Here is a 15759-nt window from a genome sequence, read left to right on the forward strand (position 1 = left end):
TTTTTGGATCATATCTCCTTTCGGTTGGATCATATATTTACTTTTTGGATCATATATTCATATGCCTACACAAAGGAGCACCACCTTGCTGGACCTTTTTACACTAATGTCCCCCTCTAAAAGAAAAACGCTCAAAATTTGAATAATGCTTCTCTCCTAAACATAATTTTTACTACGATCACATTATGTAAGGAGAATCTTTTATGAATCAAAACAATAAATGGAATGAAATTCAAAGCATATTAAAAAAATGCCATTCTGATTTAAAGAAAATAGAGAAAAATTTAACCACTTTAGAACAAGTTTTGCAAATATCAAAGAAAAAAATACACTAACTTCTTTTAATGGTTACACTCGCAAGTTTTTTCATTTCTACATAAATAGAACCTCTATAGCATTGGATCTCTGACTGTAATGGACTTGGGAGGATAAATATTTTATCCTTCGCCATCTCCTCTTCTCTTTGAGTCCCCATAAACTTGGCATGAAATATTTTTTCCAGTAGATCTAGCTGTTTGATGAGTTGCTGTTTTTCCAGTAAATCTAGTGTCCCTATTTGGTGCCAATCTTTTAAAATAGCTATTATATTCGTTAAATAGGAATGGCCTTCCTTCATATCCTCGACTTTTTTTGTATTAGCATAGACTATTTTTTTGTAGTTTCTTCTATTATATATGGTGTATTTTATATTTTTCGTTGCTGATTGAAGATCCTTTTGTGTAGTTTCTATTGCTTGAAGCAAATTTTTATTTAGTCTATCTATTTCTCCAGCTTCTTCTTTGCCTAAATCAGAATCTATCCAAGTTGAAATATGATGAAGTAAATCAGCATATTTCTCTGTAAGCATTTCGTAATTTTGGGAAGCCTTCCTCAGCGAGTTCGGTGGAAAAATAACTAATTGAAAAAAAACAGCAATGATCGACCCGATAAATGTCCCAGTAATCCGATCCATACCATAATCTCCAGCATTTTTTTCTAAGGCAAAGACTAATAAAATCGACAAAGCAACTTGATGAAGGATTACTGCATTTAATTTACAGGCCATCGCAATCCCTGTTCCTACTAAAAGTAATACTCCTAGCATCCAGCTAGTCAGCGGAACATACTGTATGATAAAGGTTGTCATTACTACTCCAATGATGGTTCCCACTACTCTGCGGAAGGAAAATTGGACAGACTGATCAAGAGATGGTTGTAAGCATAGAATGAGTGATAGCGGTGCTAAATAAGAATGACTTAAGCCTAGAAGTTTAGATACTTGATAAGCGATTGCTGATCCAATCGCTATTTTTATGACTAAAATCGTTATTTCATTCCATTTATTTGTGTTCATACTAAGTCCTCACTATAGCTGATTTTTACCACTTTAGTATAAGCATCCTCTCAATAAAGCATGCAAAAGGCAGACCCATTAATCGATTAGAGTCTGCCTTAATACTATTAAATTTCCACTAAATATGTCTTAATCTCATATGGTTTTATATCAAACCTTAGCTTTGTGCTTTCCTGTTTCTCATCAATTGTTTCCTCCATGAGATTACATTCCTGCCACGCTTTTATGTGGGCATCTGACGTTAACTCTACCTTACCTCTTTTTCCCATAAATTCATGTAAACGAACAATAATTTTATTTTCATCCTCGGCCTTTTTGACCGCATCAATCATACAATGACTGGATACTACTTGGAATAACGAGAAATCTTTGGATTTTAGCTCTCCTTCCATTCCTTTTAACGGCTGATTTAAATCCCAAGCATGTTGGACGGTTTCCCCTTCTCTCCAATCACCTTCATGGGGCAAAAGCGAATAAGTAAAAGTATGTGTTCCTTGATCCTGTAAATAATCTGGATAAGTACCAGATTTAATTAAGGAAAGACGCATCGTTGAATCTTTAATGTCATAGCCATATTTACAATCATTTAAAAGGCTTATTCCATAGCCATGCTCTGATAGATCAGCCCATTGATGTCCAACTGTCTCAAACTTTGCATAATCCCAGCTTGTATTCCAATGTGTCGGTCTTTGTACATTTCCAAACTGAATATCATAAGTTGCTTGTGTTGTGCGAACCACTACTGGAAAGGCAACTTTTAATAGCTGATGCTGTTCATGCCAATCAACCTCTGTCTTAAAGTCAATTCTTGGGCTTTCTGAATAAAGGATAAGCTCCTGCTCTAATTTAGAATGATGATAGGTCCACGTAAATCTTATTACTGCTCGCAATGAATTATTTTCAATAATTTCGATACTTACAAGTGATGAAATTTCTTGATGCTTTTCTTGATAGAAAATATCAATATCCCAAGCTTCCCATCTTAATGGCTTGTCTTCAAATACTTGAAGTACATTTCCTGCTTGATTGTCTTTTAAAATCTCTCTTTGTACTTTTTTATCAAAAATACGGATTAATTGCCCTTTTTCATTCCAGCGAATTTTATAAAAAGGCGTTTCAATCCCCGATCCATTCATCACAAATGAGGATTGCTTATTCATTTCTTCCTCATTAATAGATGTAAATAAAAGATTAGCTAATCCATGGGATGGAACATCCTCCAATTGAACAAGCCATTTCCCATCCACTTTTTCAGCTTGAAGTACTTTTTCTTTTTCTGATAGCCACTGTCCTTCTTCCAGTCCTGGCTTTACTGGAATTTCTACTATTCCAGAACGTGTCCAAGAGGAATCATTTATCACTGTATAATGGAAGTTATTTTTATCTATTAAGCTGTTAGAAACTTTCCCTTGGGCTTCATATGCTAGCATTTCTGCTTCCTCATATTCTAAAATGCTATCTTCATACACTTCTCGAATGGAGGAGCCTGGAATGATATCATGGAACTGATTTCGTAACAAAATAGTCCAGCCTTTATGAAGCTCGTCCTGTGGATAAGAGGACCAATCCTCAGTAAACACACTAGCTAATACACTAAGTAATTCTGTTTCCCGATACAATAATTCCTTTTTCCGATTGCTTCTTTTATTATACCCTTGACTTGTATACGTTCCTCGATGAAACTCTAAATAAAGTTCTCCATCCCAAGTATGGACATACTCCTCTGTACTATTTACTTTTTCATGAAGTGCCTCGAAATAATCGCCAGCTTTTGTCGATTTCACAGCAGGGAGACCAGGAATTCGGTCAAATCTTCGACGCATTTCCAGCATATCTCTGTTTACTCCGCCTCCGCCATCGCCATAGCCATACGACATGAGCAGATCCTGCGTAATATTTTTATCTTTATAATTATCCCATGCGCCCTGTACAACATCTGCCTGCATTTCGCCATTATAATCATACGCCCAGCCCCTGCTGTTCGGATAAGGAGTTGTAACAAAATGAGTCAATATGTCCGTCCCATCAATACCTCGCCATTGAAACGTATCATGTGGCATTCGATTATACTGATTCCAGCTAATCTTCGTCGTCATAAATGTCTCAATCCCTGATTTTTTTAGTATCTGTGGCAATGACCAACTATAGCCAAAGACATCTGGTAACCATAAATATTTACTAGTCACACCAAATTCTTCTTTTAAGAACTTTGTCCCATGCAGTAATTGACGGACAAAGGATTCTCCTGAAGGCAAGTTACAATCAGGCTCGAGCCACATCCCACCTTCTGGCTCCCATCTGCCTTCTGCCACTCTTTCTTTCAATTGAGCATAAATTTCTGGATAGTCCTCTTTAATATAGGCATATAGCTGAGGCTGTGATTGCATAAACAAGTATTCCGGATATTTCTCCATTAAGCGAAGTACCGTTGAAAAAGAGCGTGCTGCTTTTTCTCGTGTATGCTTCAAACGCCACAACCACGCTACATCTATATGTGTGTGACCAATTGCATGAATCGTTACAGCAGTATGTTTATCCATTTTATCTAGAGCAGTATTCAAATAATTATTTGCTGTGCTTATAGATTGATAGAATACGTCAGAACCTGGCTCTGTCCAATCTACTTCATAAAAAGCGCGATTTAAAGCCGTAAGAAGAGTTTGATATTCCGGACGATTTTCATCTAAAATATGTATCGTTTGGATCATTGCTTTTGCCGTATAGTATAAATCATCTGTCGCTTCATCGAGCCATCCAATCTTGGCCGTCTTAATCTTATGCTCTTGGATACGCGGCACTCCGCCTCCTTCTAAGCCAGACCATAATCGAAAAATCAAGCTGACATTTGTTCCACAATGCGTTTCATTTAGAAACACTTCGCGATGGTTAGCATCTACCCCTTGATACGTTTTTTGATTCACATATAACAATGATTCAAAACCTGAATTTGTTCCACCATCCGTAATCCCAAAATCAAAATATCCTAGTACTTGTCTATCCTTCCAGTTAGCAGGAATCGCTACTTCGGTCTTTAACCAAGCATACTGATCTCTTCCTGACCAATTATCCCCAACTTTAATGGTTGTCCATTTCCCATTTTCCGGTGGTCTCGCACCGATTTCACCATCTTCGTCTAATCGCATATAAAATGACTCTATAAAAATGGAATCTCGATAACGATATTTTTCTAGTTCCTTGACTCTTGCATCTAATTTCTTCTCTGTCCAGAACATATAAACCCTCCTTGTAAGATAATTTCTAAAATTTCGACTACCTACATTATCTTATAATAAGAGTGATAGTCAACGGATAAATTTAAGGGGAGGGAAAGAAAAATTTTATTTGCAAAAAGAAATCTGTTTTATGCTCCTACCAATTATTAAATAAACGCAACAAGCGAGGTTGTTGTTGGAACAACAATTGCAATCCCTTTACCTAAAACCTCTCTTTTCTATGTAAGATATACAACCCCAGAAATAGGATTAACCTATTTACTAGGGCTTTTTCATTGTATTTACCCTTTTCTATCATCAAGCATTAAATTTGAAATGTTCCTATTTGAACTCAATTTAGTTGCATATGAACTATACAAACTTGATTTCGATTGCCTCAATTCGTTTACTTTGACCTGTAGTACCGGCTTCCTCTCCATTTCTTTTCCAATCTGTCCAACCTTCATATTCCACATGAACCCTATATTGAACATTTAAACCTGTGACTTTTAATCGAATAGCTTCCATACGTAATCCCAATCCGATTGTTCCAATTACTTCACCGTTTCCTCTTATTGCTGTCCAGCCCTTACCTTGAATATGGCCTTGCATTTCTAATGCGGCGTTTGTATTTTCCAATCTAACGGTTAACGCTTCTAGTCTTTTGGACTCGCCAGTTGTTCCTGCTGTTTGACCATCTCTTTTCCAGCCTTGCCAGCCAACGCCTTGTATATGTGCATCATAAATAATAGATGGGGCAGACGAAGTAGTGGTAGTAGCGACAGGTTTTTGAGCTGGTTGAGTTGATTGAGCTGGTTGAGTCGTTTTTACTTTAAGATTAAATGCTTTTGCTATACCTGTTACATGTCCACGGGCTATCGCGTCTAACACATCATTTCTTTTAAGCAAATCAGCATCTGCTTTCGTATCAATAAAAAGGTTTTCCGTTAGCATAGCATTCATATTACTCTCTCTTAATACATGAAAATTAGCTGATTTAGCTCCACGATCAATGACACCAAAAGCTTTCAGTTCATTCATTACTGCTGCATGGATAGCGGCTTGGATTTTCCCAGCATTGCTTGTTGCAGATAAAGTATTGTAACGGTAATCCTCGTAGCCGGAACCTCCTCCTGCATTAATATGAACGGATAGAAAGAAGTCTGCTCCCCACGTATTAGCTGCATTCGTACGTTGCGTTAATGATAACGTTGTATCAGTAGTACGACTCATTCTTACACTGACGTTTTCATAACTTTTTAATAATGTTTCTATTTTCTTAGCAATAGTTAGTGTTAATACTTTTTCTTGTAATCCATTGCCTACTGCACCTGAATCAGTCCCACCATGTCCTGCATCAATAAAGATTTTCACCATTCTTCTTCACTCCCTATTTTGGTGTTATATATTATTTTATGAAAATCGCTGTCATCTGTGCCAATCGCGATATTTAGGGTCATTACACCTTGCAGTTAAGCGCTCCTATCAATAGTTTGAATGATCCAATAAAAAAAGGACTCTCTACTAATAATGAGAATCCCTTGGTTTATTACTAATAATTTTTAATGGTCATTTAAACTTATTCCCCATTCCAATTGCTTATCGTATCAACTAGACTATGAAATGAGGAAACCATTCCCATCTCTGCCGCCAACCGCCATCACTCTTACTTCAGGTCGCCCGATCGAGAAATAATTAATATTTGCCTTCCTTGCTTCCTCTAATGGAAAACAATTTCGTCCGTCATAAACAAACGGTACCTTCATCTTCTCCTTAAAGACCGTTAAATCAATCGTCTTAATTTCATCCCATTCAGTAAAAATGAAACAAATATCTGCCGCCTCAAGTGCTTTCTCCGGTGTTTTTTCATAAACAACTTCTGTAGGAAAGAGTTTTTTAAAATTTTCTGCTCCTACTGGATCAAATACGTGTACGCTCGCCCCTTCATTTAATAATAAACGTACATTTGGGATAGATGGAGCTTCTCGTAAATCATCTGTCCCAGGTTTAAAGGTAAGCCCTAATACAGCCACTTTCATCCCATGGAAGGAAGCAAATTCACTTCGAGCTTTTGAAATCAGCTTGAATTTTTGTTTTTCATTTACCTCTATCGCAGCTTTTACCGTCCGTAATACATAGCCTTCCTCTTCAGCAAGCCAATGCAGAGCTTTCGTATCCTTTGGAAAGCAAGAACCGCCATATCCAATACCTGGATTTAAGAATTTTTTTCCAATGCGTCCATCATAGCTCATCCCGCTAGTAACATCTTCAATATTTGCTCCAACTGCTTCACATAAATTGGCAATATCATTGATGAAAGAAATCTTTAACGCAAGGAAATCATTCGATGCATATTTAACCATTTCAGCACTGCGACGGTTCATTGTTAAAATTGGCTGTTTAAATGGCTCATAGATAGATGTTAATAGTTCCTTTGCTCGCTCACTCTCTACCCCAATTACGATTCGAGAGGCGTGTAGTGTATCTTTAATCGCACTTCCTTGTGCAAGAAATTCTGGATTAGATGCAACCTCAACAGCAACTTTATGTTTTAAGTGATTTTTTATATAGGTTTCAACACGGTCGTTCGTCCCTATAGGAACCGTTGATTTAATCACAATCAAACAATCACGAGTAACACTTTCTGCAATTTGTTTTGCCACTTGAAATACATAATTTAAATTAGCTGAACCATCTTCATTCTCCGGCGTTCCTACTCCAATGAAAATAATATCTGAATGAGCATATGCCTGTTCATAATCTGTAGTAAATGCTAATTTCCCCGCGTTTGAATTTCTTTCTATTAATACATCTAGTTCCGGCTCATAAATTGGCGAAATCCCTAAGTTTAAAAGAACAATTTTCTCTTGTACCTGATCCACACACGTAACCTGATGACCAACTTCCGCTAAACAAACCCCTGTTACTAAACCAACATATCCTGTACCTGCTACTGTTATATTCATCCTAACAATCTCCTTATGTAAAAGATTACAAAGTGCAAACATTGATATTGCACAGATGCCAAAGACCTCTCTACTTTTATACAAAACACACGATTCTACTAGTAATAATAATAGTTTACAGGTTTGATATTAGGTCTCTATTTATCCTTTTTATAGTTTTGGTAAAGGAATGTAAATTTTTCATTATCAGTTGAAAAGAAAATCTAAATAAAAATGCCGATTCTTTGCAAAGTAGAATCGACATTTTTTTCTAATGCTTATAATTTTATTAAGGCAATCCTAAATGTTGTTCCATGTCCCTTTTTGCTGACAACAGATATTTCCCCCTTCATATCTCTAATAATTCGATACACCAAGGTTAAACCAATACCTGTTCCTTTATCTTTCGTGGAATAATACGGGGTTCCTAGTTGCTTCACCTGTTTACTCGTCATCCCGATTCCATTATCTTCGATTTCTATATAAATTTTTTCACCTAGGGTATACGCACGGACCGTTAAGACACCATTCCCATTCATTGCTTCTACACTGTTTTTCATCATATTAATCATCGCTTGCTTAAATTCATTCCTCTTCCCTTTACAATATAGATTATTAGGGATGACAGCATCGATTATAATATTATGGTTGTTTGTATAAGAGGTCATTATTTCAATAATGCCTCTCAGTTCAGCTGTAATATCCAGATGATTTTCTTCTTCTTTTGAAACAGGTTTTGCCATCGATAAATAATCACTGATGATCATTTCTGTACGTGCCAATTCTCCTAAGGATATTTCAATATATTTTCTTTGTTTTTCGGACAAATTGCTATCCACACGTATTAGTTGCAGAAATCCTTTTACAGACGTCATTGGATTTCTTACCTCATGTGCAACAGATGCAGCTAATTGGCTTACCGCATTTAATCGTTCTGCCATTTGAATTTTTTTCTGATTAAGGATTTTCTCCTCATTATATTGGACCATGCTGATCACGATAAATAATGCTCCCCAAGTAGTAAACGTATAAACCAATACAAAAGGAAGCTGGGTTAGTTGATCTGTTATGCAAATATATATAACTCGTGTGAAAGCGCATAGCCAATAAACACCTATAATAATTTTCCATTTTTCTCTAAATGTAAGAGCTACCAATTTATTTTTTAAAATTAGAATGATGGCGCCCACAATGGAGTAATTTACGATATTTATGTAAAAACCATTTCCTATCATAAAAAATTTATATCCGATCAAAATCATGGTTAATAGGATACTTGTCCTTAAACCACCATAGACAAACGCTAATAGAATGGGAACCACTTTAAGATCGTAAAAAAAACCCTCTTCCATCTCAATTGGATGTACCATAGTAAATACAAGCATCATAAATAGGATGAAAGAAAAATTTGAAATTAATTTTTTTCGTTGTGAAATTTCTTCTTTACTAACTAATAGATACCAAACGATTGGTAAGATAATCACTAATAAATGATAAGATAATTGTTCGATGGTAGGAAAAGCTAACAATTGTAGAAACCAGCCCTTCTAAGTAGTTTAGCTACATTATTATTCGAGCCTGTGTCGCTAAACTCCTTTTTTTGCTTCCGAAAAAGATATTCAGTTTTAAAAATTGTATAATGAAAAGAAAGATATTTATTCCAATACATAATTAAGAATTCTTCTTCCAAGTAAAAAATAAATATCTTAAGTGGATATAAGTTGGAAAGGAGACAAACAAAATATGTTTAGAATTGGCAGTATCTTTGTTCCGGTTACAGACTTAGAGAAAGCAATCAAATGGTATGAAAAAAATCTTGGGATACAGAAAATTGATGAGTGGGAAGATGGGGCTGGCTTTTATTTTTTAAATGGTTCAACTCAACTTGCATTAATGAAAGTGGAGGAACGTCAACCTACTGAATTTGCAATTAAAGAGAAAGAAAAAAATGTTTATTTTAATTTTATCGTGGATGATATTGAGGAAGCATATCAATTTCTGAATACAAACGAAGTGGAAACAACTGCAATAAAGGATGTTGGTGGGATGAAATACTTTGATTTTTTGGATTTGGATGGAAATCTATTTAGTGTTGTTGATGAACCAATTGATTCACCATTCCACTCTGCAAATATTCAAAAATTACAGAAGCATACTTTTTAGCTTTTTTTATAAAGTAAAGCCAGCTTATGTAAAGCTGGCTTTGCTTAATCTTCTGTTTTATCGCTTTGATCTTTATTCCGCTTATTTCCTTTGCTGTTATCTCCGCTGACACTCGATTGATTTCCTCTCGGTGAGCTTTGATTCTTGCTGCCATTATTATATTTCTTTGTCATCTTCTTCGCGCTCCTTTCTATTTACCCTCTAATAGGGTTTCCAGATGGAGCAACGAATAATATGGTAAAAAACAACAAAACAAAGTAGAAATTCGTTATCTGAAACGAGTTGTTAAGAAATGACAAACTCCATCTTCATCACAGGTTAACTCTGTTACTTCTGCAGCTAATTCTTTAATGTGGTCTGGTGCATTTTGCATGGCAACTGGCATGGAAACATATTGAAGCATTTGGATGTCATTATCACTATCTCCAATTCCCATTGTCTCTTCCACTGAAAGGTTAAATTTCGCTAACATTTGCTCAATACCAGTGGCTTTATTCACATTCGCAACCATTACTTCTACATTATGACTGGAGGATGTAGAAGCAGTAAAATCCACTTCTTTTCTTAATTCCTCTAGCACCTGTTTCCATTGATTAATATGCTCTTTCGTTCGAGCAAAAAAATAGAACTTCGAAAACTCTCTCCCCTCAATCGAATCCTTCCAAGCAATTTTTCCATTAATCGCTTCTTTTCGAGAAAGCCATTCATTAATTCCAACACTTTCAGGCTTTGGCTCTCTGATTTCATGTATAATATACTCTTTATCCTGTTTTAATGTCATTCGAGAGGCACCATATGGAAAAAGCTCGTAGTATACTTTATACTCCCTTGCCTTTTCAATAATTGTTTCCACCAATTCTAAAGGTAAAGTATGCTGAAAAACACAATTTGTCCCTACGTATCCAGCCATGCCGTTAGATGTAACATATCCATCGACTTCAAATCCCTCTGGCACTACGGATGCAATTTCGTCAAAGGATCTTCCAGTTGCTATAAATACGAAGAAGCCATCCCTCCGTAAATCATCAATAATTTCCTTTGTCTTCAGACTTACCTGGTTCTGATGATTCAAAATAGTACCATCCATATCCAGGAAAATAGCCTTTGGCTTTTTTAACAAAATAATTCCCCCTTTAACAATCTCACTCGCCAGTATACACCTCGTTACATTTTTGCTCAAATATAGATGATTAATATGGAAGGGTTAAACCTAATTATTAGGCTCTTAACAATATACTTTAGGGAAAGCTGTTTTCGTAGAGTTTGTTGCTATACCCCCGCAGCCTAAAGGAAAAAGCATGTGCTTTTTTCAACACATGCTTTTTCCTAAAGAGGATTACTCTTCTTCTCGATTTGTAATCCTAAATCTCAACAATAACCTTATAAACCAATACGCTACATAAACAATCACTAAATCCAAAAGGAATAAATGAAAGGCATTTACTCCTCTATGAAATACTACTAAGCCAATAGCCTTTTCAATATTAGCAAATATAAAGGTATAGATGGCACTTAATAGAAGGGTTAGTATATAAAAATTCTTCTTATGATTCGTAGCATATTGATATACTAACATAAATCCTACTGGAAGAAAGGATCCTGTAATATTTAATGCATTAGGAAGCATCGGAAAAAGAAAGTACGTATGTGTTAAAAAGTTAGCTCTACTAAGCGCAATATCTATGTAGGCCCATAGTAAATGGACAGTATAGCCAAAGAATAAAATTTCAAATAATCTTCTTCTATCTACTGCAAAATACAGGATGATTAGTGGCAAGAATAACGAAACTAAAATCAGCCAAAATTGCCATGTAGCAAAATCAGAATATTTATCCCAATAAGAAGTATATAAAGAATGCAATAACCCATTTTGTTCATAAACTTTTCCCCAGTATTCCTTATAATCCAATTCATTCATCTCCTACTTAAAGTTTCCATTATTAAAGATAGTGATTTAATAACGTTTCGCCTTAAATAGTTTGTACAAACTATTGGTAAATACTCATAAAAAATGGAAAAGTGTTCTTTCGGTTCAACTAAATAAGAGCTAACTTGTTAAAATTTTTAATAAAAATAAAATGACCAAGTGCATAGTGCACTTGGCTTTTTAAGGGTATAGATAAATTTTCCATTAGAGCTCTGATTTCAGCTTTTTTATATATGGGGGAATTACATTTTCACGGCTGCAATTGTTGCAATAGTATTGTTTTACCATGTCATCACATAAGTACGTTTTTAGCACAAACGCTGGAATACGTTGAGGCAATCCACAATGCTGGCAGAAAAATACGTACTCAACCTTTTTCTTCATGGACCTCACTCCATTCATTCATTTTCCATGCTTACTTGATTCCATTGCTACTTTTCTTCTATTATAATCCAAATATAATGGCAGCACATGATGAATAGTACATAATTTTATGCAGCTTTCATTGAGAATATTAAGATATCAACACTTTTAATGGAAAGAATGATGCCCAACACTTCGTTTGTTGGGCATCATTCTTTCCATTATTCGATTTTATTCCTACTCTCCCATTCTTCTCTTAAAATCCCCATGCGAATAGAATCATAGTATACGCCGTTATAGTAGCGACACTTTCTCATCCGCCCTTCCATCGTCATCCCCAGTTTTTCTCCAACCTTTATCATTCGCTCATTACCTGACCATGTTGTATATCCGACACGAACTAATGGCATTTTTTTAAATAAATGGGCGATCCAAAGCTTTACCACTCTTGTTCCATATCCACCGCTCCAATAATTTGGATTATAAATAACAATCCCCATCTCTAACCATTTGGATGGCTCATGTTCCCAATAATATCCAACAGTGCCAATCAGCTCTTCCTCTACGGTAATGGCCCAGTAATCGTCTCTTTCTAAGTATCGTTCTTTTTTTGTTAAAAACGCTTCATAGCTTATCGCTTTATGCGCATAATACGGAGCATCCCATTTTTTCCATTCTGGTGCTTCCTCTTTGAATGCCAGCGTCCAAAGAGGATGGAGATCCTCCTCTTTTATTCGTCTTATTGTTAGTTCTTTATCCTGATACAATGATCCCAACTCCTCTCTTTATTTATCATCGACTATTTCTTTCTAATAATCAATTGGTAGTAAAGGGCTAATTCAACTATCTCTTCCATGCTTCCTCAAAACACAATCAATGAAATGTAAGCATTTTCATAATTGTGATTAACTAGTCTTCCGTGAATTTTATATTGTGTATAATGAAATTAACGGTAACGTAATACAAGTAATATAACAACAGATATGGAGGTGAAAACAATGAAAAGTGAATTAAATGAAATTATTTTTCATCTTTTAGTTAATCAAACTACTTCCTTGACCATAATTGAAAAGGATATTCATGATAGAAAGATTTCTCCAAAAGAACAAATCTATTTTATTAATAAATATCTGAGCGCCAATCATATACCACCGATAACCATTGGATATGACGACCAAGTAAAATTAAAAAATGAAACAAGAGAATATCTTTATCATATTCTTAAATCATCCAAATTTATAAATCTAGATTATTTATCTCCAGAAATAAGGATGAGCTTAATCATACTATTACTACTTACGGACTCATCTTATTATTCGTTACAAGACTTAGCTGACTTTGTTGATGTAAGTAAAAATACGTTATTAAATGATATCAAAATAATCAAAGAGCGAGTCAAAGGCTACTCCATACAAGTTGAATATTCAAGAACAAACGGATATAAAATTATTGGCACAGAATACAATCTTCGCAAATTGTTAGTTACGGAATTAAAAACGCTCCTACTCCATGATTTTGCCATCCCGCTACTAGAAAAAAAGCAGTTTATTTATCGTAATGACCTTTTCTTATTAGAACAAAGACTGCTAAAAGTTGAAAAAACACTTAAAATATCTTTTACCGATGAGCAAATAGAACATCTTCCGATTATATTAGGGTTCATCATAAAAAGAATAAAGGCATTTAAACGTGAATGGTTTTCAGAAATAAACGGCTTTAACTTAGAGAATACACGAGAATTAGATATATTAAAGAATATTTTTTGGGACTTAACAGATTTATCCGAAAGAGATAAGCTTTATCTTTCCTTACAAGTTTTATCCTCTAATATGCTTGAATCAGCATTGGATTTATCGCGAGGAGAGGACTTACAGTTTGCAGTCGATGAATTTTTAGATGTGGTAGAACAAAACTTAGCAATTGATCTTATTCGAAAAAAAGAAATGAAGGAAAAATTGCTCGTACATTTAAGACCTGCCATCTATAGATCTTGGATGCGCTTAAATGTTCAAAACACTATTATTGAGCAATTTATCGAAGAATATTCTTCTCTATTTACCATTATTTCCAAATCTGTGTTCCCACTAGAAAATTTTGCTGGAAAACCTTTTTCCAAAGAAGAAATTGTCTATCTCGCAATGCATATACAAGCTTGGCTGTATGAAACACAGGACGAAAGAGATCACATTTTTACTGCCATGGTAGTCTGCCGCAATGGTACATCTGTTTCTAAATTTCTATTAGAAACATTAAAAGGTATGTTCCCAACCTTCCGATTTCTTGGGGCCTATGCAGAAAGAAATTTTAAAAAGCATGAAGATGACGTTGATTTTATTTTTTCTACAGTACCCTTAAATACGACTAAAAGAATTGTTATTGTTCACCCTGTGTTAAATAGGGAGGCTCGAATTGCACTTAGAAAACAAATTAGAAGCAGCATAGAGAAAGACATAAACCATAAAGCGAAGGAGTTAGTTCATCATATAAAAAAATACTTAAATACAGATGATTATGAAAAAGTTTCTAATAAAATAGTAAACTTTTATCAGGAAACGACAGAAGAGCCAATAGTACAGAGCAACTTAGAAGATACAGATCAGTTATTTACCTTTCATCCTGAAAATATTTTGTTTACTGAGGATGAAATGAGTTGGAAGGACGCATTGCTTGTTGCTCTTGTACCAATGGAGAAAAGAGGCTCCATTACAGATGGATATACAAATAAAGTCATCGAATCATTTGAAAATGACAGTAGTCGAATGATGATTGGACCATCTGTTTACCTTCCTCACGCAAAGCCTTCCGAAGGAGTTTTAAAAGAAGACTATAGTATATTGGTGTGCAAACATCCCATATATATGCCAGATGGGGAACTAGCCAAAATGATTGTTGTAATAGCTCCTGAAGATAACAATCATCATGTTCCCACTCTTTTAGCACTTAATGAATTATTTTTAGATAATCAGAAGTCAGATATCCTTTTTCAGGCAACTCATGCACAGGAAATACTGAATGTGTTAAATGAATCTACTGAAAAGGAGGTGAAATAAATGCTTAAAACAACCGGATTAATTAAAGAAGAACTAATTTTTACAAATCTAGAAGCAAAGACATCACAAGAACTCTTTTATATCATTGGTAATCAACTTATTTCTCTCGATTATGTAAAACCAACCTTTATCCAAGCCATCATTGAACGAGAAAAAGAATATCCTACTGGATTAGCATTAGAAACATTTCATGTTGCAATTCCACATACAGATCCTGTGCATATTACAAAGCCATTTGTTGCAGTCGCCAAAAATCAATATAAGCTGCCTTTTATTCATATGGGAACAGATGATAATGTAATCGATATTGATTGCTTCTTTATTCTTGGCATTACGAATCCAAATGGACAAATCACCCTTCTTCAAACTTTGATGGAAAGGTTTAATAACCCTTCATTTGTTGAAAATCTTAAAAATTATGATAAAAAAGAGCTATTTGCGTTTTTACAAACATCTATTTGAGGAGGAAACCAAAATGAAAAAAGTAATCATTGCTTGTGGTTCTGGAGTTGCAACTAGTCAAACAGTAGCATCAAAGGTTAAAAAAATCCTTGAGAAAAATGGAGTTCGAGCAAATGTTGAAGCCGTTGATATTAAATCTCTGGACTTACATGTCAAATCAAGTGATGTCTATATCGCGATCACGAAGGCAAAGAAACAATATGATATTCCGACTTTGAATGGAATTGCCTTTCTAACTGGTATGGGTTTGCAAGAAGAAACAGATAAATTAATCTCCCTACTAAAATAATATGAGGTGAAACAA

At 34.9% G+C, this 15759-nt stretch carries 14 protein-coding genes and 1 pseudogene; 5 read left to right on the forward strand and 10 right to left on the reverse strand.

The annotated features are described in order from the left end of the window. Nucleotides 1-203: 203 nt before the first annotated feature. On the forward strand, nt 204-335 hold the full coding sequence (locus RTL21_RS02360; protein ID WP_312092941.1) for a hypothetical protein: 132 nt from the start codon (nt 204-206) through the stop codon (nt 333-335). Here the strand turns inward: RTL21_RS02360 and RTL21_RS02365 are convergent. The 6 genes and pseudogenes from RTL21_RS02365 to RTL21_RS02390 all read right to left on the reverse strand — a co-directional run bounded on the left by RTL21_RS02365 (nt 332) and on the right by RTL21_RS02390 (nt 9019). Continuing rightward, nucleotides 332-1333: an FUSC family protein gene (locus tag RTL21_RS02365; protein WP_312092943.1), complete on the reverse strand. Its 1002-nt coding sequence runs from the start codon at nt 1331-1333 to the stop codon at nt 332-334. The genes RTL21_RS02360 and RTL21_RS02365 overlap by 4 nt on opposite strands. Nucleotides 1334-1440: 107 nt before the next feature. Continuing rightward, nucleotides 1441-4566: an alpha-mannosidase gene (locus RTL21_RS02370; RefSeq protein ID WP_312092945.1), complete on the reverse strand. Its 3126-nt coding sequence runs from the start codon at nt 4564-4566 to the stop codon at nt 1441-1443. Between the two features lie 351 nt (nt 4567-4917). After that, nucleotides 4918-5295, reverse strand: coding sequence for a hypothetical protein (locus tag RTL21_RS02375; RefSeq protein WP_312093152.1), 378 nt, complete (start codon nt 5293-5295; stop codon nt 4918-4920). A 75-nt stretch (nt 5296-5370) separates the two neighbouring features. After that, nucleotides 5371-5922, reverse strand: a pseudogene (locus tag RTL21_RS02380) (N-acetylmuramoyl-L-alanine amidase); the annotation flags it as partial. A 239-nt stretch (nt 5923-6161) separates the two neighbouring features. Beyond that, complete coding sequence (locus RTL21_RS02385) at nt 6162-7511, reverse strand: UDP-glucose dehydrogenase family protein (RefSeq protein WP_312092947.1); 1350 nt, start codon at nt 7509-7511, stop codon at nt 6162-6164. 257 nt (nt 7512-7768) lie between these two features. Continuing rightward, on the reverse strand, nt 7769-9019 hold the full coding sequence (locus RTL21_RS02390; RefSeq protein WP_312092949.1) for an ATP-binding protein: 1251 nt from the start codon (nt 9017-9019) through the stop codon (nt 7769-7771). Nucleotides 9020-9233: 214 nt separating this feature from the next. Here RTL21_RS02390 and RTL21_RS02395 point away from each other — a divergent pair, with 214 nt between their 5' ends. After that, nucleotides 9234-9653, forward strand: coding sequence for a VOC family protein (locus RTL21_RS02395; protein ID WP_312092951.1), 420 nt, complete (start codon nt 9234-9236; stop codon nt 9651-9653). Between the two features lie 44 nt (nt 9654-9697). Here the strand turns inward: RTL21_RS02395 and RTL21_RS02400 are convergent, their stop codons facing one another. From RTL21_RS02400 to RTL21_RS02415, 4 genes are all read right to left on the reverse strand, one after another. After that, complete coding sequence (locus RTL21_RS02400; protein ID WP_312092953.1) at nt 9698-9826, reverse strand: hypothetical protein; 129 nt, start codon at nt 9824-9826, stop codon at nt 9698-9700. A 95-nt stretch (nt 9827-9921) separates the two neighbouring features. Beyond that, on the reverse strand, nt 9922-10773 hold the full coding sequence (locus RTL21_RS02405; RefSeq protein ID WP_312092955.1) for a Cof-type HAD-IIB family hydrolase: 852 nt from the start codon (nt 10771-10773) through the stop codon (nt 9922-9924). Nucleotides 10774-10989: 216 nt separating this feature from the next. Beyond that, nucleotides 10990-11562: a hypothetical protein gene (locus RTL21_RS02410; protein WP_312092957.1), complete on the reverse strand. Its 573-nt coding sequence runs from the start codon at nt 11560-11562 to the stop codon at nt 10990-10992. 602 nt (nt 11563-12164) lie between these two features. Then, on the reverse strand, nt 12165-12710 hold the full coding sequence (locus tag RTL21_RS02415) for a GNAT family N-acetyltransferase (protein ID WP_312092958.1): 546 nt from the start codon (nt 12708-12710) through the stop codon (nt 12165-12167). Nucleotides 12711-12941: 231 nt separating this feature from the next. On the opposite strand from RTL21_RS02415, the gene RTL21_RS02420 reads away from it, so the two are divergent. The 3 genes from RTL21_RS02420 to RTL21_RS02430 are packed head-to-tail and all read left to right on the forward strand — an operon-like array spanning nt 12942 to nt 15744. Then, entirely contained in the window at nt 12942-14993 is a 2052-nt protein-coding gene (locus RTL21_RS02420) for a PRD domain-containing protein (RefSeq protein WP_312092960.1), read from the forward strand. Continuing rightward, entirely contained in the window at nt 14994-15455 is a 462-nt protein-coding gene (locus RTL21_RS02425; protein ID WP_312092962.1) for a PTS sugar transporter subunit IIA, read from the forward strand. Between the two features lie 13 nt (nt 15456-15468). Beyond that, nucleotides 15469-15744 (forward strand): PTS sugar transporter subunit IIB, encoded by a 276-nt coding sequence (locus RTL21_RS02430; RefSeq protein ID WP_312092964.1) that lies wholly within the window; start codon nt 15469-15471, stop codon nt 15742-15744. Nucleotides 15745-15759 lie beyond the last annotated feature (15 nt).

The sequence above is a fragment of the Niallia sp. genome, assembly GCF_031978665.1.
Lineage (GTDB): Bacteria > Bacillota > Bacilli > Bacillales > Cytobacillaceae > Niallia.